We start from the raw sequence: 22,869 nt of genomic DNA on the forward strand, positions 1-22,869 counted from the left end.
CCTACGACACCGCCTTCACGGATGTCAGCGCACGATCACAAGCAGCTCAGCCGTATTTGCCGTGGCAGTGCTTGAACTTCTTGCCGGAGCCGCAAGGACAATCCTCGTTGCGGCCGACCTTGCCCCAGGTGGCGGGATTTTTGGGATCGCGGTCGGCGGCGGCGACCGAAGGCACCAGGGACGCATTGGCGAACGCCATCTCGTCTTCGCCGGTATCCGGATTGAGCTTGTGCGCTTCCATCACCGGCAATGCCGGCTGCTGCTCTTCCGGCGGAACGATCTCGACGCGCATCAACTGCGCCGTCACCGCCTCGCGCAGATGCGCGATCATCGCCTCGAACAGGCTGAAGGCTTCCGACTTGTATTCCTGCAACGGATCGCGCTGGCCGTAGCCGCGCAGGCCGATGACCTGGCGCAGATGGTCGAGCATCACGAGATGCTCGCGCCAGAGATGATCCAGCGTCTGCAGCAGAATGGTCTTTTCGACGTAACGCATCACGTCGGGGCCCCATTGCGCGACCTTGGCCGCCATGCGCTCGTCGACATACTTCTCGATGCGCGCCAGCAATTCCTCGTCGGCGATGCCCTCTTCCTTGGCCCATTCATCGACCGGAAGGTCGACGTCGAGCACGCGCTTCAACTCGTCCTTGAGGCCGGTAACGTCCCACTGCTCGGCATAGGCATGCTCGGGCACATGCTTGGCGACGACATCGTCGACGAAGGCATGGCGCATGTCGGCGACGGTCTCGGCGACACTGTCGTCCTTCATCAGGTCGACGCGCTGGTCGAAGATCACCTTGCGCTGGTCGTTCTGGACGTTGTCGAATTTGAGCAAATTCTTCCGGATGTCGAAGTTGCGGGCCTCGACCTTCTGCTGCGCCTTCTCCAGCGCCTTGTTGATCCAGGGATGGATGATCGCCTCACCCTCTTTGAGGCCGAGCCGCGTCAGCATGGTATCGAGCCGGTCGGACCCGAAGATCCGCATCAGGTCGTCTTCCAGCGACAGGAAGAATTTCGAGCGTCCGGGGTCGCCCTGACGGCCGGAGCGGCCGCGCAGCTGGTTGTCGATGCGCCGCGATTCATGGCGCTCCGAACCCATGATGTAGAGCCCGCCGGGCTTGGTGATGGTCTTGGCCGGCTTCGAGCCCTTGGCAGGTTCGATTTCGACGACGTCTTCGGCCTTCAGCACGATCTCGCGGAAACGCTCGATGTCGGCCTTGATGAGTTCGATCTTGGCGGCCTTCTCGGCCTCGTCCGTGATGTGCGCGGTCTCCTGCAGGATCCGCATCTCGAGCGAACCGCCGAGCTTGATGTCGGTACCACGGCCGGCCATGTTGGTCGCGATCGTGATCGCGCCGGGGACGCCGGCTTCCGCAACGATATAGGCTTCCTGTTCGTGGAAGCGCGCGTTCAGCACCGCGAACAGTTTCGCAGGCTTGCCCGCGCGCGCCGCGGCATAGAGCTTCTCCATGCCGGATTCAGAACCGAAATCGATCTGCTTGTAGCCGTGGTTCTTCAAATAGTCGGCCAGCACTTCCGACTTCTCGATCGAGGCGGTGCCGACCAGCACCGGCTGCAGCCGCGCATTGGCGCGCTCGATCTCGGCCAGGATCGCGGCGTATTTCTCGTTCTGGGTGCGGTAGACCTCGTCGTCCTCGTCGAGGCGCGCTACCGGCACGTTGGTCGGGATTTCCACGACCTCGAGCTTGTAGATGTCGAACAGTTCGTCGGCTTCGGTCAGCGCGGTGCCGGTCATGCCGGCGAGCTTGGCGTACATCCGGAAATAGTTCTGGAAGGTGATCGAGGCCAGCGTCTGGTTTTCCGGCTGGACCTGGACATGCTCCTTGGCTTCCAGCGCCTGGTGCAGGCCTTCGGAATAGCGCCGGCCCTGCATCATGCGGCCGGTGAATTCGTCGATGATGATGACCTCGCCGTCGCGGACGATGTAGTCCTTGTCGCGGTTGAACAGCGAATGGGCGCGCAGCGCCTGATTGATGTGATGGACCACCGAGACGTTCTCGACGTCGTAGAGCGACTCGCCCTTGAGCTGGCCGGCGTCACGCAGCAGGGTTTCGATCTTCTCCATGCCGGCTTCGGTCAGCGTCACCGTGCGCTGCTTCTCGTCGACGTCGTAATCGGTCTTGTCGAGCTTGGGCAGGAAGGTGTCGATGGTGTTGTAGAACTCCGACCGGTCGTCGAGCGGGCCGGAGATGATCAGGGGCGTGCGCGCCTCGTCGATCAGGATCGAGTCGACTTCGTCGACGATGGCGTAGAAGTGGCTGCGCTGGACCATGTCCTCGAGCCGGTACTTCATGTTGTCGCGCAGATAGTCGAAACCGTATTCGTTGTTGGTGCCGTAGGTGATGTCGCGCGAATAGGCTTCCTTGCGCTCGGCATCGTCGAGGCCGTGGACGATCACGCCGACGGAAAGGCCGAGGAAATTATAGATCTGCCCCATCCATTCGGAGTCGCGGCGGGCGAGGTAGTCGTTGACGGTGACGACGTGGACGCCTTTGCCGGCCAGCGCGTTGAGATAGACCGCAAGCGTCGCGACCAGCGTCTTGCCTTCGCCGGTCTTCATCTCGGCGATGTCGCCCTCGTGCAGCACCATGCCGCCGATCAGCTGGACGTCGAAATGGCGCTGGCCGAGGGTGCGCTTGGCCGCCTCGCGCACGGTGGCAAAGGCCGGAACCAGGAGGTCGTCGAGCGTCTTGCCGTTGGCGATCTGCTCGCGGAATTCGGCGGTGCGGGCCTTCAGCGCCTCGTCCGACAGCGCGGTGAGCGTGGGCTCGAGCGCGTTGATGGCGTTGACGCGGGACTGGTATCCCTTCACCCGCCGGTCATTTGCGGAGCCGAAAAACTTGCGGGCGAGCGCGCCGATCATGCCGAGTTCCTGTCTGTGCCGTGTCTTGCTATGCCGTGTCTTGCGTTGCGGCCGTGACGTGATCCACCAGATTGCCTATCAACTCACCGTGACGCGTCGCGGCAAACGCCCCGATCCGGGGGTCATCCGCCAAGTGAGTGGGATTCAGGCAAGCTAAGGTTCAACGGCAAAAAGCCCAGTAAAATAAGCGCTATCGCCATCGATTGGTTCCGGCAGAGATATGGCTGGGCTTGAGCCTTGTCAACGCCGCCAAGATGTCAAGGAATTCATCATTTTGACAGACTTTTCGCGTTGCCAAGGTGCCATGATTGGGCGAGTGTCCCGCCGCCTTTTGGCATTCCCATCTTCAAGACAAGGATTTTGCATGACCTCCCCGTTCCCGGAAACGAAAACCGGCCTGCGCTTCGGCTTGGCCTCCCTGGCCCTGACGACCTGCCTGGCTGCGGTTCTGGCCGCCGGCGTGCCGGCCCGCGCCCAGGACAACCCCGTTCTGGCGAAGGTTAACGGCGTGGAGATCCGTCAGAGCGACGTCGCGCTGGCCGAAGAGGAACTTGGCCCGAGCCTCGCCCAGATGGACCCGGCGACCAAGAAGGACAACGTGCTGGCCTTCCTGATCGACCTCAAGATCGTCGCCAAGGCCGCCGAGGACAAAAAGGTCGAGAATTCCGAGGACTTCAAGCGGCGCATGGCGTTCACGCGCAGCCGTCTGTTGATGGACAGCCTGCTGGCCACCGAAGGTAAGGCGGCAACCACCGAAGAGGCCATGAAAAAGGTCTATGAGGAGGCCTCCAAGCAGATCACCGGCGAAGCCGAGGTTCGCGCCCGGCACATCCTGGTCGAGACCGAAGACGAGGCCAAGGCGATCGCGGAAGAGCTGAAAAAGGGCGCCGATTTCGCCGATCTCGCCAAGAAAAAGTCCAAGGACCCCGGCGCCTCCGACGGCGGCGACCTCGGCTTCTTCACCAAGGAGCAGATGGTGCCGGAGTTCTCGGCCGTGGCGTTCGTGCTCGAGCCCGGCAAGATCTCCGATCCCGTCAAGTCGCAGTTCGGCTGGCACATCATCAAGGTCGAGGAAAAGCGCAACCGCAAGGCGCCCGACTTCGAGCAGGTCAAGCCCCAGATCGAAACCTATGTGACGCGCAAGGCGCAGGCCGATTACGTGGCCAAGCTGCGCGAGGCCGCCAAGGTCGAGCGCATGGACAAGCCGGCCGAGCCGGCGGCGAAGCCGGCCGAGGCTGCCAAGCCCGACGCCTCCAAGATGGCGCCGGCGAAGAAATAAAATCGACTTCGCCGCCCGACTTCAGTATTTAGGCATCATGCCCGGCCCACTCAGGTGTGCCGGGCATCCATGTCTTAGGGCCTTCATCAACGGATGCTGAAGACGTGGCTGGCCGCGAATCCTGCTGGATCCGGCCCCATCGCTTCCGGTCTTCCTGTCGATAAGGCGCCCCCATGTCATCAGCCGTTTCCCCCCTCGCACCAACCGAAGTCCCCGACATGCCCGTGATCGGGGGCGTGCGGCTTGCCACGGCCGCCGCCGGCATCCGCTACAAGGGGCGCACCGACGTGCTGCTCGCGATCATGGACAAGGGGACGAATGCGGCCGGTGTCTTCACCCAATCGAAATGCCCAAGCGCCCCGGTGGAATGGTGCCGCGCCCAGCTCAAAGGCGCAGGTTCTTCCAAGGGAGGACTTGCGCGCGCGCTGGTGGTGAATTCCGGCAATGCCAATGCCTTCACCGGCAAGACCGGACGGCAGGCCACGACCTTGACGGCGTCGATTGCCGCCAAGGCTGTGGGGTGCAAACCAAATGAGGTGTTTCTCGCCTCCACCGGCGTGATCGGCGAACCGCTTGACGCCAGCAAATTCGACGGCGTGCTGGGCACGCTGGCCGACAGCGCTGCGCCTGCGGACTGGATGGGCGCGGCCCGGGCGATCATGACCACCGACACCTTTCCGAAGGTCGCGACCGCGACCGTGAAACTCGGCAAGGCCAAGGTCACCATCAACGGCATGGCCAAGGGCGCCGGCATGATCGCGCCCGACATGGCGACCATGCTGTCCTTCGTGTTCACCGACGCGCCGCTGTCGTCGGCCGTGCTGCAAGCGCTGCTCAAGAGCGGCGTCCAGGATACCTTCAATGCGCTGACCATCGACAGCGACACCTCGACATCCGACACGCTGCTGGCGTTCGCCACCGGGACGGCCGCCGCCAACGGCGCGCCAAAAATCACCCGCGCCAGCGATCCGAGGCTGAAAGCCTTCACCAAGGCGTTCCGCGCGGTGCTCGCCGATCTTGCCGAGCAGGTCGCCCGCGACGGCGAAGGCGCGCGAAAACTGGTCGAGGTCATCGTCGAGGGCGCGACCACCAACATCTCCGCGCGCCGGATCGCGATGTCGATTGCGAATTCGCCGCTGGTCAAGACCGCGATCGCCGGCGAGGACGCCAATTGGGGCCGCGTGGTGATGGCGGTCGGCAAGGCCGGCGAGCCCGCCAACCGCGACAAGCTGTCGATCTCGTTCAACGGCATCCGCGTCGCCAAAAGCGGCGCGCGCGATCCGTCCTACAACGAGGCGGAGGTTTCCGAGGCGATGAAGGCTCCGAAGATTCAGATCAAGGTCGCCCTCGGCCTCGGCAAGGGCCGCGACCGCGTGCTGACCTGCGACCTCACCAAGGAATACGTCGCCATCAACGGCGATTACCGGTCGTAGGCATTGCCGTCATTGCCTGCGACAAACGCGAAGCGTTTGCGCAAGGGAGCGTAAGCGACGAAGCAATCCATCTATCCGATATGCCGCACCATGGATTGCTTCGCTTCGCTCGCAATGACGGATTGACCAGTCGAGCCCGCGTCAGCTGCTGATCCGCGCGTCGGCGATCGCCTTCTTGAACAACGCGTTCATCGCTTCCGCAATGCCCTGCGTCGGGCTGACCTCGAAGTACAATCCGGTCGAGGCGCAGCTCTGCATGTTCTGCGCGATCTGGCTGTTCGGCGACGGCCCGTAGGGCCCGGCATTGAACGGCGCGATCCACGTATTGTACCAGGCGTTGGTCGGCAGCGCGAGATAGGTGGTGTAGAGCACGGCGATCTTGATGCCGCGCGCCTTGATTGCCGTGCAGAGCGCCGCGTTGAGCGGCGACTGGCAGCGCCCGCTGCTGGTGGTCGGCTTGATGCATCCTCCCGGATTGTACTCGTCGGCGACGCCATCCGACACGAAAAACAGATACTTCAGCGGCGCCGAGGACGTGCCGGCGCCGGGCGCGCTGATCACGCTGTTGATCGCGGGCATGATATTGGTGAACTGGGTATCCTGATCGTTGTTCTCATTCTGGCCCTTGACGGTCATCAGGTCGATGTTGCCGGCCGCGCTCTTGGCGCTCGACAGGCTGGACGACAGCGAAAACAGCGCGCGCAGCCCGGCCGAGCCCGCCGATGCGCCGAAATCGTAGATCGCCATCCGGAACTGGCTCGAATAGGTCTGGGTCGCGGCCGCCGTGTCCATCAGCTGCTCGGTTGCGCTGCGCAGCACGTCGATCCGCGTGGTCACGCCGAGGGTTTTTGCCAGCTTGTAGTAGTTATTTTTGTTATTGAGATCGTGACAGGCAAACGCACACTTGTCCGAGGTATTGTTGACCATCTTGCTGACGTCGGCCGGCGTCGCGCCGACGCCCATCGACGGCGAATTGTCCATCAGCAGATAGAAATCGATGTAGAGCGGCATGCTCGTGGTGGCGGTCGACGCGCCGGTTACGGTGACACTGGTCTTGCCGATCACGCCGAGAAACATCATCGGGACCGTGGCGGAGAACTGAACCTTCGAGGTGATGATGTTCCCGGCCTTGGTCATGACCGGCGTCATGCTGGTGAGTGTGTAGCCGACCACGCCGTTCATATTGGCGTTGAAGATATTGGTGGCGTCGGTGACGCCGGCCGGGATCGGCCCATCCGAGGTCATCGATCCCGCGGCGATGAAGCCGGGCGCGCTCTTGGCGACCGAGCCGACGCTGGCCGCGTCGATCGCCGCCTGCAATTTGCTGCGCAGCTGGGTGGCCCGCGAATAGTCGACCGCACATCCGACCGCCGATATGATGGGCAGCGACGCAATCGCAAATATTACGGCGATATTGCCGGAGCGGTCGCGACGAAAGCGGTTGAGCAGAGAAGTGAAAGCGCGCATAGGATGCCTGTTCTGGGCCGGTCTTGCGCACATCTTGCCATCGAGAGATTAACTTATAACTTATAAGCATCTATCCTTCGCTACGCTGAACAAACCGTTTGGCCTCGCGACGATTGCTGGTTAATGAATGGCGTGCGGCACCCCCGCGGTTTTCTGATTAGTTCTTGTGCATGGCTGACATCAAACTCACCCTCGTCGTCGCCTGCGCGCTGGTCGATGCCGACAAGCGCGTGCTGCTGGCGCAGCGTCCGGAAGGCAAAGCGCTCGCGGGCCTGTGGGAATTTCCCGGCGGCAAGGTCGAGCCCGGTGAACGCCCCGAACAGACGCTGATCCGCGAACTGCATGAAGAGATCGGCATCGACGTCAGCGAGCCATGCCTGGCGCCGCTGACCTTTGCCAGCCACGCCTACGAGACCTTCCATCTCCTGATGCCGCTCTATATCTGCCGGCGCTGGGAAGGCCAGGTGATCGCCCGCGAAGGCCAGCAACTGGCCTGGGTGCGCGCGGGCAAACTGCGCGACTACCCGATGCCCCCCGCGGACATTCCGCTGATCCCGCATCTGCTGGATTTGCTGTTGTGAGGTGAGCGCGCGGTCACCCACAGCTGTCGTCCTCCGCGAAAGCGGGGGACCCAGTACGCCGCGGCCTCTCGATTCAACCATTGCGGCCTCTGGAATACTGGGTCGCCCGGTCAAGCCGGGCGATGACAGTTGAATGTGCGTTCGCATTCTCGCGACGCATTGCGCCCGAGCTTTGCCAGAAATTCCTTGCCCTCGAATTCAGAGGGCGCAGGGAAGACCGGGTGCGCGCTGCACCCGCGGTCTCGTGTGCAATTGTGCATAAGAATGCGCACACGAGCATACAGGGCAGCGGAGAACACCCGGCCTTCCCTGCGCAGTGGCTTTACGGCTTATAACGCGCTCTCCCCGGTGAGACGGCCTCTATTGCCACCGTCGCCCCCCCGGAAGCGTTGGCTCCCGAAAGACTTGACGCCGTTACGGGCGCCAGGACCACACGACTTCGCCGTACGCTTCAGCCGCGACCGTCAATCGCAACTGTTACGTCCACCGCGACCCGCCCCTCGTCGTGACGATGGCCAACGCCCCTCTGAATGGGACGGGATGGCGATAGATGCGCACTGATTTGGGCCGGACGACAACAGAAATATTTTTGATTTACGGAAACTTTGGACTTGACACGATTTCTGCAAATCGTAAGTGATTTGCCCGTCGGGTTGATTTGCCGCACCCGGACCGCAAGATTGCGCTTGCGGGCGAGGCAACGCAGTTGGCGTTGGCAATCCAGCTAAGCAATTCCGACACGCGTAGTCCGTAGGGCGGGTTCTCTTTAACCCGCCATCTCGCAATCAAGCCGGCGGGTTAAAGCGAACCCGCCCTACGAAGGCCTGCCGATCATGGTCATAGCAAGCGAAAGCGCCGTTGCAGCCGAAACGAGGATTGGTCCTTCCTCAAGCCAATGAGGTAGAGTCCTCGATACTGGGCGTAGCGGCTGCGTCGGGCCTCGGTGGGGTCATTGGTTTCGATCTGCTGCACGTATCCCGCCAATCCGTTCACGAACACAAATCGTGGTCATGTGCAGAAACTGTAAGCACATGCAGTTAACGAATATCCGACGGCGCCGCAGGCATCGTCCAAACAAATGCTGAAATAAACCGGTTGTCATCTCGCTATTTGGGAGAATGAGACTATATGTGGAACATCATCGCGCGCCCCCGGCAGTTATCGATGACTGAGAGCGTTGCGCTCCCGCCTCAACCAAGCAGGCGGTCCATTGTCAAATTCTCCAACATCCGACTTCCGTGAGTGGCTGGTGCCTCCGGTGCTGCTGCCGAACTTTTTCGTCATGCTGATCGCCGCCGCGGTCATTTTTCAAGTTTGATCCGTCCACGCGAGACCGCAGAACAAAACCCGTCAGAAAGTCGCAATGGCCAACAAAGCAACTGTCAGGAACGCGTATGGCGTGCCGGCCATGTTCGCCGGATCAAAAACAGGCAGCGATGACGCTGCCTTCGTCTTTGTCAGGGTTGGAAATGAGGAGCGTCGCATGCGATGGGCCGAATGGGATGCTCTCCCGGCATGGACCGGACCTCGTCCCTCCTGGGGACCGAAGTCTGGCGCCCCATCGACACTCGACCAATCCTAACGGTGCCGGTTCCCTTGTTAGACGCATTGACAGCGTCTTGCGGCAATCGATGCTGCGTTTCGCGACCGCCCCCGGTTGAGGAGAAGGAGAGTAAACAGGCCGCGGCAGGTTGTAATCGCGTGATGGAGTAGCCACCTAAGGAACACGCAGCGTCCGATCCGCATTAAGTCCGGATACGCGACGCCTTAGCCATGCCAAATCCTAACGACGATAGCGGCCAACGGCACGTCGCCCTGACGTGCGCGTCATGGGTCAGGACATCCTATGCCTACCGAACATGCCGCCGTGCGGATCGTCCACAAGCCCTGGGGGGCCCGTGATCTGCACCCCTGGAGCACTATTGACGGCTCTGGTGACGCGATCGGCGAGCTGTGGTTCGAGCGGGCCGACAAGGATGCGCCTACCCCGGCCTTGCTTCTCAAGCTGCTGTTCACCAGCGAACCCTTGTCGATCCAGGTTCATCCGGACGACACTTTCGCGCGCGCGATGGGGATGCCGAACGGCAAGAGCGAAGCGTGGTATATCCTTTCGGCCCAGCCCGACGCACAGATCGGCGCTGGACTAAAGCACCAGGTAACGCCACAGCAATTGCGTGCGTCCATCCAGGACGGGTCGATCGCCGAACTGATGCACTGGCGACCGGTTGCGAAAGACGACGTCATCTACATCCCGGCCGGCACCATCCACGCCATCGGCGCCGGTATTGTGCTCGCAGAAATTCAGCAGCGCAGTGACGCGACATTCCGCCTGTTCGACTATGGCCGGCAGCGCGAATTGCACGAAGACGACGGGGTCGCGGTCGCTCACCCATGGCCGCTTCGAACGCCCTGCAATCCGACCCGCCTTACCGCGGACCGAACGGTCCTCGTCGCCAGCCGGCATTTCGTTCTCGAGCGCGTTGAACTCCCCGAGGGTTCAAGCTGGGCGCTGGTTGCCGAATCGGAAACCTGGATTCTCGTTCTCGGCGGTCACGCCGCCATTGGACTGGCCGCGGCCTCGATCGGGGAAGCCGTCTTCGTTGCCGGCGGCCGCACCAGCATCGAGGTCGGCAGCCATGGATTGAGTGCCTTGATCGCGTATCCGGCGAGCCGGCCGATCGATTCCCTGTTGCAACGGCTTGGTGAAACGCCGGGCAATGCTGCCAATCCGACTGCTCCTGCTGTTCCGCAGTTTGAAGGCGCCAAGGAGCCGCGAACATGACGCCGCTTCGCCGCATCGCCATCATCGGAAATTCACTGCCCCGCCGTTGCGGTATCGCCACCTTCACGACCGATCTGGAACGCGCGCTTTCCAGTTCACGGCCGGATCTGGAGGTCAGCATTGTCGCAATGAACGACCACGGACAAGCCTACGACTATCCCGCTTCGGTTGCCTTGCAGATCAAGGATGACACCATTGAAGATTATGTGCGTGCCGCGGCGTTCTTGAATGCCGGCCGGTTCGACGTCGTCTGCCTGCAACATGAATTCGGAATCTTCGGCGGCGAAGCCGGCGGGCACATCCTCGAGCTGCTTTCACGCCTCAGCATGCCTGTCATCACGACGCTGCACACGGTGCTGGCCAAGCCGACCGCCGCCCAGCGTGCGGTCATGGAGCGCATCGTCGATGCTTCTTCGAAGATCATCGTGATGGCCAACAAGGGCCGCGAGATGCTGCGCAGCGTTTATCGCGTACCCGACAACAAGATCGAGGTGATCGCGCACGGCATTCCCGACTTTCCGTTTGTCGAGCCCGACGCGGCAAAGGCCAAACTCGGATTCAGCGACCGCTCCGTCATTCTGACGTTCGGCCTGCTCTCCCCCAGCAAGGGCATCGAGGTCATGATCGACGCCATGCCCTTGATCCTGGAGCGTCGCGCGGACGCAGTCTATGTCGTGCTCGGCGCGACGCATCCAAATCTGGTGCGCGACCAGGGCGAAGCCTATCGCGAGAGCCTGATGACGCGCGTGCGCGAACTTGGCGTCGAGAACCATGTCGTCTTCCTCGACCAGTTCGTCGATCAGGCAACATTGTTAGAGTTCATTTCGATGTGCGATGTCTACGTCACGCCCTATCTCAACGAGGCGCAGATGACGTCGGGGACGCTGGCCTACAGCTTCGGATTGGGCAAGCCGGTGGTGTCGACGCCGTATTGGCACGCGCTGGAGCTGCTGGATGACGGCCGTGGCGTCATCGTTCCCTTCGGCAACGCGGTCGCGATCGGCAAGGAAATTGCGCAATTGCTCACCAATGCCCCGCGTCGGCAGGCAATGCGCGAGCGCGCCTACACCATCAGCCGATCGATGACATGGGAACGTACGGCCGAACGTTACATGGCCACCTTCGAACATGCGCGCCATGGTGACTGGCTCAAGGTGGTGGCGCGTACCGGGCCGGTCGCGATCGCGCACAGTCCTGCGGCGTCGGACATGCAATTGGATCATTTTCTTTCCATGTGCGACGATACCGGCCTGTTCCAGCATGCGGTGCATTCGGTGCCCGATCGCGCCCACGGCTATTGCGTGGATGACAATGCCCGCGCCTTGCTGCTGGCGTGCGCGCTTAACAATCCGGGCGAAACGCGCTTGTCCGAAGTTTTGACCGCCCGGTTTGCCGCCTTCGTGCAGCATGCGTGGAATCCGGACACCAAACGCTTTCGCAATTTCATGGGCTTCAATCGAACCTGGCTCGAAGATCGCGGCTCCGAAGACAGTCATGGGCGAACATTATGGGCGCTGGGTGAGTGCGCGCGCAGGGACGCAAGCCCGTCGCGACGCCGATGGGCCGCCGCCTTGTTTGCCGAGTCATTGCCGGCCGTCGAGGCCTTCAGTTCGCCCCGCGCATTGGCTTTCACCCTGCTGGGTCTGGACGGCTATTGCGCCGTTGTTCGCGATGATGCGCGCGCCCGGGAAATCCGACATTTTCTCGCCGACAGGTTGATGGCGGGGCTCGCGTCGGTCGAGACGCCGGACTGGACCTGGTTCGAGGAAGGCCTGGCGTATGACAACGCGCGCCTGCCGCAAGCCTTGATGCTGACAGGCATGGCCACGCAAAGTCCCGATTACCTCGCTGCCGGATTGCGATCCCTGCGTTGGCTGATGACACAACAAACGGCTTCGACGGGACATTTCCGTCCCGTCGGCACCACCGGCTTTGGCGAACGGCGCCAACCGCCGCGCGCGTTCGACCAGCAGCCGGTAGAGGCAGCGGCGACGATCGCGGCCTGCCTGACCGCGTGGCGCGCGGAGGGCGACGCGGAATGGAAGACAATCGCAAGCAACGTTTTCGCCTGGTTTCTCGGCCGCAACGATTTGTCGATCGCCCTGGTCGATCCCGAGACCGGCAGTTGCCGGGATGGACTGCATCCCGACCGCGCCAACGAAAACCGCGGCGGCGAGTCGGTCGTGTCCTATCTGCTCGGTCTTGCCGATATTCGTCAGCTGGCGCGCGTCAACGTCAGCGTGACACCGCCCGCGGCGCTTCGCGCCATCGGCGCCTGAGTACATTTTTCCCTCCAGCGAACCGAGGACATCTTGTCGCAAGCCTCCTTCATGAATCGGCAGGCGCTCTATCTGCGCCCCGACCCCGCGCGCGTGATTGTACGCCCGTTCAAGCCCGCGACTGAGCCACGCGATCTCAACCCGACCGACAAGACCCGCGCCAATCATATCGTCGAGCGCGTCCTTGCACTCGACCCGAAGGTCGCAGCCCATCTGCTGGCCGACGTGCTGGAAAACTTTCAGGGCCGGCATCGCAACCTGCTGGAGACGTTCGAGGCCCGAGCCGACGTCATGGAACAGGCGCTGGCGGCTCACGGCGCGTTTTCCAAGATTCAGCGCCAGTTGATCGGCGCTTATTTTCTGAACGAATATTCGTTCGAAGCCTCGGCGCTGTTCAATCCCAGCATCGTGCCGCACCCTGACCAATCGGACGCCCCGACCGGCGGCTTGCGCTTTGTTCTCAGCCTTCGCGCCGTCGGCGAGGGCCATGTATCGTCACTGACGTTTCGCACCGGCACGGTCGCAGCCGATGGCAGCCTGACTGTCGATCCAACGGCCCGTCTCGCTTCCAGCCCCCGGATCAAGCTCCGCGCAGCCGGTCCACATGGCGACGAGGTAGAATTGACGTTCAATCCGCACGAGGAACTCAGCGAGCGTGTCATCTTTCCGATCACGGATTCCCAGTCGAACGGTATTGAAGACGCCCGGTTTGTCGAGTTCAGCGATGGCGGCCGCAAAACCTACTATGCCACCTATACCGCCTATAGCGGCAGGGCGATCCGATCCGAGTTGATCGAGACCAGTGACTTTCAGTCCTTTCGAATGTCGCCGCTGCAAGGGACGGCCGCGCACAACAAGGGCATGGCGCTGTTCCCGCGCAGGATCGAGGGCAAATACGCCATGATCGCGCGCCAGGACAACGAGAATCTTTATCTGATCTATTCGGACGATTTGCACCGGTGGGACGGCGGTCAGGCGATCCTGAAGCCGCAATTTCCCTGGGAGTTCGTGCAGATCGGAAACTGCGGGTCACCGATCGAACTGGATGAAGGGTGGTTGTTGCTCACCCACGGCGTCGGGCCGGTCCGGAAATATTCGATCGGCGCGGCCCTGCTCGACAAGAAAGACCCATCCAAGGTGCTGGCGCGCGCAAGCGAACCTTTGCTGCATCCGGAGGCGTCCGAGCGTGAAGGCTATGTTCCCAACGTGGTCTATACCTGCGGCGCGATGCGCCACAACGACCAGATCATTTTGCCCTACGCCATATCCGACACATACTCCAACTTTGCGACCATCAAGATCGCAGCCCTGCTGCAAGCAATGTCCTGATGGTGCGGAGAAGCTGTTCGTACGGGGGGCCTACTTCAACGTCGGCTTTACCGCTGCCTCGAGACTTCCGCCGGGCCTAGCTCGGTTTTGGCTGGATTTCATGCGGTGCCCAGCCGGACAGCCCGATCACGTCGAAGGCGGCCTGGATCCGGCCGTCGCGATTGGCCAAGCGCTCGCGCAACGAAGATTGAACCGCTCCTCAACCCGCTGGCGCTGACCCCGTTCGCCCGCGCGGCGCGGCGCGTTTCGGCGGGTCGCCGAGCCGCGCCCTGAGGTGCGGTATCATGAAGTCAAGGAAAGCGCGCAATTTGACCGGCATGAAGCGATTTGGCGAGTAGACAAAGCCAACGGGCTGCGGTGGCGGCTGAAAATCTTGAAGCAGCGGCGTGAGATCTCCCGATTTGATCGCTTCGGCGACGTGGTAGGAAAACGCTTCGGTGATTCCAATGCCGGCACGCGCGGCATCGCAGGCCGACTCGAGGTTGCTTACGACGAGCCGCGACCGCACGGGCACGACGTATTCAGCCTTGTCCCGGCTGAACCTCCACGACGATGGCGATTGAAGCGGCGGATAGCTGATGCAGTCGTGCCGCGACAGGTCTTCGGGCGATTTGGGCGTCCCGCGGGATTTCAGGTAGGCGGGGCTCGCGCACATCACGCGCCGAATTTCTCCGATCCGGACTGCGATCAGACTGCTGTCGGCAAAGGTGCCGTGGGTAAGGGCGCCGATGCGAAGGGCAACATCGACGTGCTCCTCCAGCAGATTGGCCGCGCGGTCCTGCAAGGAGAGCTGGACGTCGACCTCCGGAAATGTCGCCAGAAACTCCGCCAGGACCGGTTGCAGATACAGGCGGCCGAGGGCGACCGGCGCCGATACGCAGAGATCGCCGCGCGGCGTCGTGTACTCGCCGGAGGCGGCGCGTTCGGCTTCCGCCACATCGGCGAGAATCCGCTTCGCTGCGGCGATGTAGGAGCGGCCCGCATCCGTCGGCACGAGCGCACGGCTCGAGCGGTTGAACAGCTTGGTCTGCAGGTGCGCTTCGAGCTCGGAGACTTTCCGGCTGACCGTTGCGAGCGGCGTTTTCTGCCGGCGCGCCGCCGCCGACAAACTGCCGGCCTCGGCAACCGCCAGCACCACCGACATGGCTTCGAAGCGGTCCATTGGATGTTTCCATTTTGTGGAAGGGTGTTTCTCAATTTTACCAGATACCAATCATTTTCGGAAGGGTCTAGTTACGACCGCACAGCAACGGACTGACCCCCAACCCCGAATTCCAGGAGACCGACATGACTTCGATCCAAACCAAAGGCATCGCCCTCATCACCGGCGCATCGACGGGCATCGGCGCCATCTACGCCGACCGGCTGGCCAAGCGCGGCCATGACCTCATTCTGGTCGCCCGCAACAAGGATCGGCTCGCCTCCCTGGCGCGCCGGATCGCCGGCGATACCGGCCGCAACGTCGAGACGGTCGAAGCCGATCTCACCGTCGCTGCGGATCTTGGGCGCGTCGGGGACATCCTGCGGACCAACGCCGGCATCTCCATGCTCGTCAACAATGCGGGCGTCGGCGCCACGGGGCCGCTGGTCTCCTCCGACATCGACAAGATGGAGGACATGATCAGCCTGAACGTCACCGCGCTGACGCGGCTGACCTATGCGGCGGCGCCGGGATTTGTTGCCCGCGGCAACGGCACGATCATCAACATTTCATCGATCGTCGCGATCGCGCCGGAGGTGCTGAACGGTGTCTATGGCGGCACCAAAGCGTTCGTGCTCGCGTTCAACCACTCGCTGGTTCACGAGCTCACGGGCAAGGGCGTCCGCGTGCAGGCGGTGCTGCCGGGCGCGACGGCCACCGAATTCTGGGATGTCGCCGGCATGCCGGTTCATCATTTGCCGCAGCAGATGGTGATGTCGGCCAACGACCTGGTCGACGCTGCCCTCGCGGGCCTCGACCTTGGCGAGACCGTGACCATCCCGTCGCTGCCCAACCAGGCGGAATGGGATCGTTATGAGGCGGCGCGCCGCGCGATGTCGGACAAGATTTCGAGCGCCATCGCGGCCCCCCGCTACAACCTGCGCAACCACGAGCGCATCAGCGCCTAGCAACAAGTTCAGCCGAACATTGAATTGAAACCAGCAGCACCCTGACAACGGAGTTCACCATGTCATACATTGCAACTCAGCTTCCGACCCCGGCACTAAGCCCATTTGTCCGCTGGCGTGATCATGCCGAACACCTGCTCGCCTACGCCGAGCCGGTCAGCCGCGCCGGGCTCTATGTTTCGCTCGCGGTCATCTACGCCTGGTTCGGCGGGATGAAGTTTACCGAATACGAGGCCAACGGGCTGGTGCCGCTGGTGGAGAACAGTCCGCTCGTCGGCTGGTTCTATGCCCTGCTTTCGGTCCGCGGTTTCTCCACCTTCCTCGGTTTTGTAGAGCTCAGCATCGGGCTCTTGATCGCCCTCAGATTGGCGAGCCCGATCTTTTCCGCGGCCGGCGGCCTGCTCTCGGCCGGGCTCTTCGTCACGACCCTGAGCTTCATGATCTCGACGCCCGGCGTCGTCGTGCCCGAGCTCGGCTTCCCCGCGATCTCGGTCGCGCCGGGTCAGTTCCTCCTGAAAGATGTCGGCCTGTTCGCCGCCTCCTTCTGGGTGTTCGTCGACTCGCTGAAGACCCTGGTTCGCAAGTGATCAACCTTCCAAACAAGATGGAGCAAGAACATGAGCAAGCGATTGGACTACAGCCAGGTTGCACCGGCAGGCGTGAAAGCGCTGGGCGGCGTCTATGGCTACGTCATGCAGAGCGGCCTTTCCTCCACTCTGGTCGACCTGGTCTACTTGCGGATTTCCCAGATCAACAACTGCGCCTATTGCCTCGACATGCACACGCGCGACCTGCTCAAGAAGGGGCAGAAGATCGAGAAGCTCGCGCTGCTGCAGGCCTGGGCGGAAGCCGGCAATTTGTTCGATGAGCGCGAACGCGCCGCGCTGGCATGGGCCGAGACGGTGACCCGTGTCGCGGATACCGGCGTGCCGGATGACGCGTATCAGGCCGCCCGCGCCGTGTTCGAGGAGCGGGAGCTCGTCGACCTCACGATCGCGATCGGCCTGATGAACGCCTACAACCGTCTGGCCATCAGCTTTCGCAACACGCCGCAGGCAGCAATCGAGAGTTTGAAGGCGGCATAGTCCGCGAACAAGTCAGAACAGAAGGACCAGCAACATGAGCGTCATCGTCAGAGCCGCCGCCGTGCAGATCAGCCCCGTGTTGTACAGCCGCGAAGGGACCGTGGAGAAGGTCATCAGGAAGATCCGCGAACTCGGCAAGCAGGGTGTCCGGTTCGCGACCTTCCCCGAAACCATCATTCCCTATTACCCGTATTTCTCCTTCGTGCAGCCGGCCTATGCCCTCGGCAAGGAGCATCAGCGTCTGCTCGAGCAGTCGGTGACGATCCCGTCCGCCGAGACCGATGCGATCGGCGAGGCGGCGCGAGAGGCTGGCATGGTGGTCTCGATCGGCGTCAATGAACGCGACGGCGGCACGATCTACAACACCCAGCTGCTGTTCGACGCCGACGGCACGCTGGTCCAGCGCCGCCGCAAGATCACGCCGACCTATCACGAGCGGATGATCTGGGGCCAGGGCGACGGCTCGGGGCTGCGCGCCGTCGACAGCGCCGTCGGGCGCATCGGACAGCTCGCCTGCTGGGAGCACTATCTTCCCTTGGCGCGTTATGCGCTGATGGCCGACGGCGAGCAGATCCACTCGGCGATGTATCCCGGGTCGATCTTCGGTCCCCTGTTCGCGCAGCAGACCGAAATCAATGTTCGCCAGCACGCGCTCGAATCGGGCTGCTTCGTTGTCAGCGCCACAGGGTGGCTCGATGCCGAGCAGCAGGCGCAGATTGCAAAAGATACCGGCGGTCCTGTCGGGCCGATTTCCGGCGGCTGCTTCACGGCGATCATCGGCCCCGATGGTCAGATCATCGGCGAACCGCTCAAGGCCGGCGAAGGCGCGGTGATCGCGGATCTGGACTTCGCGCAGATCGACGCCCGCAAGCGACTGATGGACGCGCGCGGCCACTACAGCCGTCCTGAACTGCTTAGCCTGCTGATCGACCGGACGCCGACGGCCCACGCTCACGAGCGCGCGGGACACCCGAAGATCGAGGGATCGCGCGCCGTTGGCGGGAATATCTCCGACGCCGCATGAGGACCGGTTTGCCACCTGGCGCCGAGGGCGGACATTTGGCGTCCGCTTCACCGCCGCCTCCAGACTCGCTTTCGCAGAGCCCGGCCGCAGCGATTGGTGGCGCTACCGGCCGCCAGTGTCCTTTGCCAGTTCGGTCAGCTTCGTACCGACGTCGTGAAGTATCCCCTGGAATGTCTTCAGATCGCGTTCGGACAGGTTGCCGAACAGCAGTTTGGCAAACTCGGTCGTCTCCGATTGCAATCTTGCGAAGGATTTTTGCCCTTTCGCCGTCAGAACAATGACGGCAGCACGCCGATCCGTCGGGTGTGCCGTGCGACGGACAAAACCGGTCTCCTCAAGCGCATCGATGAGCGTGGTTACGTTACGCGGCGTGACCTTCAGTTCCGCGGCCAATTCCGCCTGCGTCATCCGCTCGGCCCCACCCAGCACCCACAACACTTGCGCCCTTGTTTGCGTCAGGCCGCGCTCGGCCAGGCCGCGCTGCATATCCGCCGACATGAGCGTTGTGACCAGAAACAGCTGCGACAGCACGTCGCGGCAAAGTGATGTATTATATACATTGTGTACCATATTCACGATGTGCTCTATACCAATTCGATTGTCATTTGGAGTCCTGTCGTGCTCGCCACCAATACCGCTTCCCAGGAAAATATCGCATTGATGCGTGACGCCTTCGCCGCCTTGACCCGCAGGGACCTTGCGGCTGCCGCCGAGTTCCTGTCGCCGGACTTCATCATTAACTTGGCCGGGGTGCCGCATCAAATGCGCGGCCGGCGCATATGGCGCAGGAATTTGGAAGCCTTCTTCAACGCTTTTCCCGACATTCAGATCGAAACGCAGGACATGTTTGCGGCCGACGACAAGGTGGCGGTGCGTCTTCGCTTTACCGGAACGCACACCGGCGAGTTCCTGGGAAATCAGCCGACCGGAAAGCGCGTCGATTACCAAAGCTACGAACTGTACCGCATTGCCGATGGCAAGATCGCCGAGGAATGGATCTGCTCCGACATGCTGACGATCCTGACCCAGATCGGCGCATTTCCTGCCAGGCATCTCATGCTGATGTGGCTTGCCGGATACCGTGTGTGGTTTGCGGCGGGCGTCGGCCTGCTTGCGGGGGTGATTTCGACGCTGATGCTGTCCTCCATCGCAGCCTGACCAGACGGACCACGAATCACAATTCTACTTCGTCTTCCCCTTCACCGCCGCCTCCAGGCTCGCTTTCGCCGAACCCGGCCGCAGCGGTTTGGGCTGGCTCTCATGCGGCGCCCAGCCGGACAACCAGATCACGTCGAAGGTGGCGCGGATGCGGCCGTCCGAATCGGCAAAGCGTTCGCCGTAGATCTCTGCCATCCGCAGCAGCGTGGCGCGGCGGGTCGGCACCCGCCGGCGCTCGACCAGAATATTGGTCGCGCCCATCCTTCTCAGATCGGCCATCAGCGCCAACGCGCTGTCGTAGCGCACTATGAGGCGATCGACGTCGGTGACCGGCAGCGCAAAGCCCGCGCGCTGCAACAGCGCACCGACATCGCGCAGATCGGCAAAGGGTGCGACGCGCGGTGACACCCCGCCCTCGCATTCCGCCTCCGCCGCCGCAAACGACTGCCGCAGTTCGGTCAGCGTATCGCCGCCGATCATCGTCGCCAGCAGCAATCCATCCGGCCGCAGCGCGCGCCTGATTTGCGCCAGCACGCCAGGTAGATCGTTGACGAATTGAAAGGCCAGCGCGGACACCGCGAGATCAAGCGATTCCGGCGCGAGCCGCAGCGTTTCCGTTTCATCCGGATCGATCCGGGTGATGGATTTGAAACGATCGGCCAGCGGCTTGCGCAGCAGCTCGCACGGCGTCCAGATTTCGGTGGCGTCGGAGAAATTCCGCATCACCGCCGCCAGCCGCTCTTCCATGTCCTCGGTGACGCGATCGAGCAGGAACGTCGCTGGCCCAAGGCGCTGCGCACGATCCTGCCGGGCGCGCAACAGCGCGCGGTCGAACAGGATGGGTGCGGTGGTCGGGTGCGAGGACATGCCGGTTGGTACGCCGATCGCCCAGTCTCTGGCAATCCGGTGCTTGAGCAGTTTGTTCAGCAGCGCTAGCCTCACCCCATGGACGCCGAGGCATCACCACCACGCTCCATTTCCGGCCATTTGCGCGGCGCGTTGAGCGCGTGCCGCGCGGTGTTCGCGCATATTCCAAGGCTGGCGCTCGACATTGCGCTGCCATCGCTGTGCGTGTCCTGCCGCGAGCCGGTCGATGGCGAGGGTGTCTGCGCCGAATGCTGGGCCAAATTGTCGTTCATCGAACCGCCCTACTGCCCGCGGCTCGGCATTCCCTTTGTGTACGACCCCGGGCCCGATTTGCTGTCGATGGAGGCGATTGCCAATCCGCCGGCCTACCAGCGCGCCCGCGCTGCCGTGCGCTACGACGATGTCGCGCGCACGCTGGTCCATTCGCTGAAATATCAGGACCGCACCGATCTGGCGCCCGCGATGGGGCGCTGGATGGCCCGCGCGGGCCAGGAATTGCTCGACGAGGCCGACGTGCTGGTCCCGGTTCCCCTGCATTGGCGGCGTGGCTGGAGCCGCCGCTACAACCAGTCCGGCGCGCTGGCGCGGGTGATTTCGCGTCAAACCGGGGTCAAACTGGCCTGCGAGGCACTCCGGCGGGTCCGGGCAACCGAACAGCAGATCGGGCTGTCGCGCTCGCAGCGGGCCAGCAACGTGCAGGGCGCGTTCAAGGTCGCCCCCGACCGCAGCGCCGACATCCAGGGCCGCCGCGTGGTCCTGATCGACGACGTCCTGACCTCCGGCGCCACGACCGACGCCTGCGCCCGTGCCTTATTGCGCGCCAAGGCCGCGCAGGTCGACGTGCTGGTATTCGCGCGGGTTGTGGACACCCACCGGGCTCCCATATAATTCAAAGACTTGTAATCCAAAGACTTGCCATTTCCGGAACTTGCGAACCAGAGCGCTCCATGACCGCTGCCGTTGAAATCTACACCCGCCCGGGCTGCGGTTACTGCACCGCGGCCAAATCGCTGCTGACGCGCAAGAATGCCGCGTTTACCGAACTCAGCGTATCCAACGACCCTTCCTATCGCGAACAGATGTACGATCGGGCCGGCGCCGGCGCGACGTTTCCGCAAATCTTCATCGGCGCAACCCATGTCGGTGGCTGCGACGAGCTTTACGCGCTGGACCGCGCGGGCAGGCTCGATGCATTGCTGGCGGGAGAAAAGGCCTCGTCATGAGCGCTGCCACGACCTTCACCGCCGCGATGGTGCAGATGCGCACGTCCCTGCTGCCGGAGCCGAGCCTCGAGCAGGGCATGAAGCTGATCCGGGAAGCTGTGGCGCAGGGCGCTGATTATGTGCAAACCCCTGAGGTGAGCAACATGATGCAGCTGAACCGCAAGGCGCTGTTCGAGCATCTGGCGAGCGAAGAGGACGACAAGTCGCTGAAGGCTTATCGCGCGCTGGCGGCGGAGCTGAAGGTCCATCTGCATGTCGGCTCGCTGGCGCTGCGCTTCTCGCCGGAACGCGCGGTCAACCGTTCGTTCCTGATCGGGCCCGACGGCAATCTGCTCGCCAGCTACGACAAGATCCATATGTTCGACATCGACCTGCCCGGCGGCGAGAGCTACCGCGAGTCCGCCAATTACCAGCCGGGCGAAACCGCCGTGATCTCGGACCTGCCGTGGGGCCGGATCGGGCTCACGATCTGCTACGACGTGCGCTTTCCGGCGCTCTACCGCGCGCTCGCCGAAAGCGGCGCGTCGTTCCTGTCAGTGCCGTCCGCCTTCACCAAAAAGACCGGCGAGGCGCATTGGCATATCCTGCTGCGCGCCCGCGCCATCGAGACCGGCTGCTTCGTGTTCGCCGCCGCGCAATGCGGCATGCATGAGAACAAGCGCGAGACCTACGGACACTCACTGATCATCGCGCCCTGGGGCGAGATCCTCGCCGAGGGCGGCGCCGAGCCCGGCGTGTTCCTGGCCGAAATTGACACCTCAAGGGTCGAGACCGCGCGCAAAACCGTGCCGTCGCTGCAGCACGGCCGGCGCTTCGGCATCGCCGATCCCAAGGCCGGCCCGGAACATCTGCATCTGGTCCGGGGCTCGGCATGATCCGCTACAACCTGCGCTGCGAGCGGGGCCATGCTTTCGAAAGCTGGTTTCAGAGCTCGACGGCCTATGAGAGCCAGGAAAAGCGCAGGCTGGTGAGCTGTCCGTCGTGCGGCTCGGTCAAGGTCGAGCGCGCCATCATGGCCCCGCAGGTCGTCAGCAAGAAGGGCCGTGAAGATTCGCGTCGCGTGCCCGCTGCGGAAGTCGCAGGCCCGGAAGGTGCGCCCACCGAGGCCACGCCGCTGTTGATGGCGCAGGAGCTCGAGCTGCGCGCCAAGATCAAGGAATTGCGCGATCACATCACCAAGAACGCCGATAATGTCGGCGAGCGCTTTCCCAACGAAGCGCGCAAGATGCATTACGGCGATATCGAGCACCGCCCGATCTATGGCGAGGCGTCACCCGACGAAGCCCGCGCCCTGATCGACGAAGGCGTTGAGGTCTCGCCGCTGCCGGTGCTGCCGGACGATCGGAATTGACGCGCTTTCTGTAACTAT

At 62.9% G+C, this 22,869-nt stretch carries 20 protein-coding genes; 15 read left to right on the top strand and 5 right to left on the bottom strand.

The window, feature by feature from the left end; all coding sequences use genetic code 11:
• Positions 1-46 precede the first annotated feature (46 nt).
• A complete protein-coding gene (secA, locus tag JQ609_RS16830; RefSeq protein ID WP_212213909.1) occupies positions 47-2,884 on the bottom strand; it encodes a preprotein translocase subunit SecA in 2,838 nt (945 codons plus the stop codon).
• 364 nt (positions 2,885-3,248) lie between these two features.
• On the opposite strand from secA, the gene JQ609_RS16835 reads away from it, so the two are divergent.
• Both JQ609_RS16835 and argJ read left to right on the top strand, forming a co-directional pair.
• Entirely contained in the window at positions 3,249-4,163 is a 915-nt protein-coding gene (locus tag JQ609_RS16835; RefSeq protein ID WP_212213893.1) for a peptidylprolyl isomerase, read from the top strand.
• Positions 4,164-4,336: 173 nt separating this feature from the next.
• On the top strand, positions 4,337-5,596 hold the full coding sequence (argJ, locus tag JQ609_RS16840) for a bifunctional glutamate N-acetyltransferase/amino-acid acetyltransferase ArgJ (RefSeq protein ID WP_212274235.1): 1,260 nt from the start codon (positions 4,337-4,339) through the stop codon (positions 5,594-5,596).
• A 141-nt stretch (positions 5,597-5,737) separates the two neighbouring features.
• Here the strand turns inward: argJ and JQ609_RS16845 are convergent, their stop codons facing one another.
• Positions 5,738-7,063 carry a TadE/TadG family type IV pilus assembly protein gene (locus tag JQ609_RS16845; RefSeq protein ID WP_212274236.1) on the bottom strand — a complete coding sequence of 442 codons (1,326 nt, stop codon included), beginning with the start codon at positions 7,061-7,063 and terminating at the stop codon, positions 5,738-5,740.
• A 170-nt stretch (positions 7,064-7,233) separates the two neighbouring features.
• Between JQ609_RS16845 and JQ609_RS16850 the strand changes: the two genes are divergently transcribed.
• The 4 genes from JQ609_RS16850 (at position 7,234) to JQ609_RS16865 (ending at position 14,034) form a co-directional block, all read left to right on the top strand.
• Entirely contained in the window at positions 7,234-7,644 is a 411-nt protein-coding gene (locus JQ609_RS16850; RefSeq protein WP_212035802.1) for a (deoxy)nucleoside triphosphate pyrophosphohydrolase, read from the top strand.
• A gap of 1,846 nt (positions 7,645-9,490) precedes the next feature.
• Positions 9,491-10,426 (top strand): class I mannose-6-phosphate isomerase, encoded by a 936-nt coding sequence (locus JQ609_RS16855; protein WP_212274237.1) that lies wholly within the window; start codon positions 9,491-9,493, stop codon positions 10,424-10,426.
• Positions 10,423-12,705, top strand: coding sequence for a glycosyltransferase family 4 protein (locus tag JQ609_RS16860; RefSeq protein WP_212274238.1), 2,283 nt, complete (start codon positions 10,423-10,425; stop codon positions 12,703-12,705). The genes JQ609_RS16855 and JQ609_RS16860 overlap by 4 nt, the downstream gene beginning before the upstream one ends.
• A 51-nt stretch (positions 12,706-12,756) precedes the next feature.
• The gene (locus tag JQ609_RS16865; RefSeq protein ID WP_249128092.1) at positions 12,757-14,034 is read left to right on the top strand and encodes a glycoside hydrolase family 130 protein; all 1,278 of its coding nucleotides are present in this window, start codon (positions 12,757-12,759) and stop codon (positions 14,032-14,034) included.
• A 199-nt stretch (positions 14,035-14,233) separates the two neighbouring features.
• Here the strand turns inward: JQ609_RS16865 and JQ609_RS16870 are convergent, their stop codons facing one another.
• Positions 14,234-15,196 carry a LysR family transcriptional regulator gene (locus tag JQ609_RS16870; protein WP_212274240.1) on the bottom strand — a complete coding sequence of 321 codons (963 nt, stop codon included), beginning with the start codon at positions 15,194-15,196 and terminating at the stop codon, positions 14,234-14,236.
• Between the two features lie 125 nt (positions 15,197-15,321).
• Here JQ609_RS16870 and JQ609_RS16875 point away from each other — a divergent pair, with 125 nt between their 5' ends.
• Genes JQ609_RS16875 through JQ609_RS16890 form a run of 4 tightly spaced genes read left to right on the top strand, consistent with a single transcriptional unit; the run spans position 15,322 to position 18,252 of the window.
• The gene (locus tag JQ609_RS16875) at positions 15,322-16,143 is read left to right on the top strand and encodes an SDR family oxidoreductase (protein ID WP_212274241.1); all 822 of its coding nucleotides are present in this window, start codon (positions 15,322-15,324) and stop codon (positions 16,141-16,143) included.
• A gap of 59 nt (positions 16,144-16,202) precedes the next feature.
• Complete coding sequence (locus JQ609_RS16880; RefSeq protein ID WP_212274242.1) at positions 16,203-16,730, top strand: YkgB family protein; 528 nt, start codon at positions 16,203-16,205, stop codon at positions 16,728-16,730.
• A gap of 30 nt (positions 16,731-16,760) precedes the next feature.
• Positions 16,761-17,228, top strand: coding sequence for a carboxymuconolactone decarboxylase family protein (locus JQ609_RS16885; protein ID WP_212274243.1), 468 nt, complete (start codon positions 16,761-16,763; stop codon positions 17,226-17,228).
• Between the two features lie 34 nt (positions 17,229-17,262).
• Positions 17,263-18,252 carry a nitrilase-related carbon-nitrogen hydrolase gene (locus tag JQ609_RS16890; RefSeq protein WP_212274244.1) on the top strand — a complete coding sequence of 330 codons (990 nt, stop codon included), beginning with the start codon at positions 17,263-17,265 and terminating at the stop codon, positions 18,250-18,252.
• A gap of 102 nt (positions 18,253-18,354) precedes the next feature.
• Here the strand turns inward: JQ609_RS16890 and JQ609_RS16895 are convergent, their stop codons facing one another.
• Positions 18,355-18,822 carry a MarR family winged helix-turn-helix transcriptional regulator gene (locus JQ609_RS16895; protein ID WP_249128108.1) on the bottom strand — a complete coding sequence of 156 codons (468 nt, stop codon included), beginning with the start codon at positions 18,820-18,822 and terminating at the stop codon, positions 18,355-18,357.
• Between the two features lie 48 nt (positions 18,823-18,870).
• Here JQ609_RS16895 and JQ609_RS16900 point away from each other — a divergent pair, with 48 nt between their 5' ends.
• Positions 18,871-19,410 carry an ester cyclase gene (locus JQ609_RS16900; RefSeq protein WP_212274246.1) on the top strand — a complete coding sequence of 180 codons (540 nt, stop codon included), beginning with the start codon at positions 18,871-18,873 and terminating at the stop codon, positions 19,408-19,410.
• A 24-nt stretch (positions 19,411-19,434) separates the two neighbouring features.
• Here the strand turns inward: JQ609_RS16900 and JQ609_RS16905 are convergent, their stop codons facing one another.
• Complete coding sequence (locus JQ609_RS16905; protein WP_212274329.1) at positions 19,435-20,277, bottom strand: methyltransferase domain-containing protein; 843 nt, start codon at positions 20,275-20,277, stop codon at positions 19,435-19,437.
• A 78-nt stretch (positions 20,278-20,355) separates the two neighbouring features.
• Here JQ609_RS16905 and JQ609_RS16910 point away from each other — a divergent pair, with 78 nt between their 5' ends.
• Genes JQ609_RS16910 through JQ609_RS16925 form a run of 4 tightly spaced genes read left to right on the top strand, consistent with a single transcriptional unit; the run spans position 20,356 to position 22,851 of the window.
• Positions 20,356-21,165 carry a ComF family protein gene (locus JQ609_RS16910; protein WP_212274247.1) on the top strand — a complete coding sequence of 270 codons (810 nt, stop codon included), beginning with the start codon at positions 20,356-20,358 and terminating at the stop codon, positions 21,163-21,165.
• 59 nt (positions 21,166-21,224) lie between these two features.
• A complete protein-coding gene (grxC, locus tag JQ609_RS16915; protein WP_212213849.1) occupies positions 21,225-21,500 on the top strand; it encodes a glutaredoxin 3 in 276 nt (91 codons plus the stop codon).
• Positions 21,497-22,375: a carbon-nitrogen hydrolase family protein gene (locus JQ609_RS16920; protein ID WP_212274248.1), complete on the top strand. Its 879-nt coding sequence runs from the start codon at positions 21,497-21,499 to the stop codon at positions 22,373-22,375. Before grxC ends, JQ609_RS16920 begins: the two co-directional genes overlap by 4 nt.
• The gene (locus JQ609_RS16925; protein ID WP_212274249.1) at positions 22,372-22,851 is read left to right on the top strand and encodes a DUF1178 family protein; all 480 of its coding nucleotides are present in this window, start codon (positions 22,372-22,374) and stop codon (positions 22,849-22,851) included. Before JQ609_RS16920 ends, JQ609_RS16925 begins: the two co-directional genes overlap by 4 nt.
• Positions 22,852-22,869 lie beyond the last annotated feature (18 nt).

The organism is Bradyrhizobium sp. AUGA SZCCT0169, assembly GCF_018130085.1.
Lineage (GTDB): Bacteria > Pseudomonadota > Alphaproteobacteria > Rhizobiales > Xanthobacteraceae > Bradyrhizobium.

Excerpts from the sequence above, each read along its gene's own strand:
- secA (WP_212213909.1), bottom strand. The coding sequence starts at position 2,884 with ATGATCGGCGCGCTCGCCCGCAAGTTTTTCGGCTCCGCAAATGACCGG.
- JQ609_RS16835 (WP_212213893.1), top strand. The coding sequence starts at position 3,249 with ATGACCTCCCCGTTCCCGGAAACGAAAACCGGCCTGCGCTTCGGCTTG.
- argJ (WP_212274235.1), top strand. The coding sequence starts at position 4,337 with ATGTCATCAGCCGTTTCCCCCCTCGCACCAACCGAAGTCCCCGACATG.
- JQ609_RS16845 (WP_212274236.1), bottom strand. The coding sequence starts at position 7,063 with ATGCGCGCTTTCACTTCTCTGCTCAACCGCTTTCGTCGCGACCGCTCC.
- JQ609_RS16850 (WP_212035802.1), top strand. The coding sequence starts at position 7,234 with ATGGCTGACATCAAACTCACCCTCGTCGTCGCCTGCGCGCTGGTCGAT.
- JQ609_RS16855 (WP_212274237.1), top strand. The coding sequence starts at position 9,491 with ATGCCTACCGAACATGCCGCCGTGCGGATCGTCCACAAGCCCTGGGGG.
- JQ609_RS16860 (WP_212274238.1), top strand. The coding sequence starts at position 10,423 with ATGACGCCGCTTCGCCGCATCGCCATCATCGGAAATTCACTGCCCCGC.
- JQ609_RS16865 (WP_249128092.1), top strand. The coding sequence starts at position 12,757 with ATGAATCGGCAGGCGCTCTATCTGCGCCCCGACCCCGCGCGCGTGATT.
- JQ609_RS16870 (WP_212274240.1), bottom strand. The coding sequence starts at position 15,196 with ATGGACCGCTTCGAAGCCATGTCGGTGGTGCTGGCGGTTGCCGAGGCC.
- JQ609_RS16875 (WP_212274241.1), top strand. The coding sequence starts at position 15,322 with ATGACTTCGATCCAAACCAAAGGCATCGCCCTCATCACCGGCGCATCG.
- JQ609_RS16880 (WP_212274242.1), top strand. The coding sequence starts at position 16,203 with ATGTCATACATTGCAACTCAGCTTCCGACCCCGGCACTAAGCCCATTT.
- JQ609_RS16885 (WP_212274243.1), top strand. The coding sequence starts at position 16,761 with ATGAGCAAGCGATTGGACTACAGCCAGGTTGCACCGGCAGGCGTGAAA.
- JQ609_RS16890 (WP_212274244.1), top strand. The coding sequence starts at position 17,263 with ATGAGCGTCATCGTCAGAGCCGCCGCCGTGCAGATCAGCCCCGTGTTG.
- JQ609_RS16895 (WP_249128108.1), bottom strand. The coding sequence starts at position 18,822 with ATGGTACACAATGTATATAATACATCACTTTGCCGCGACGTGCTGTCG.
- JQ609_RS16905 (WP_212274329.1), bottom strand. The coding sequence starts at position 20,277 with ATGTCCTCGCACCCGACCACCGCACCCATCCTGTTCGACCGCGCGCTG.
- JQ609_RS16910 (WP_212274247.1), top strand. The coding sequence starts at position 20,356 with ATGGACGCCGAGGCATCACCACCACGCTCCATTTCCGGCCATTTGCGC.
- grxC (WP_212213849.1), top strand. The coding sequence starts at position 21,225 with ATGACCGCTGCCGTTGAAATCTACACCCGCCCGGGCTGCGGTTACTGC.
- JQ609_RS16920 (WP_212274248.1), top strand. The coding sequence starts at position 21,497 with ATGAGCGCTGCCACGACCTTCACCGCCGCGATGGTGCAGATGCGCACG.
- JQ609_RS16925 (WP_212274249.1), top strand. The coding sequence starts at position 22,372 with ATGATCCGCTACAACCTGCGCTGCGAGCGGGGCCATGCTTTCGAAAGC.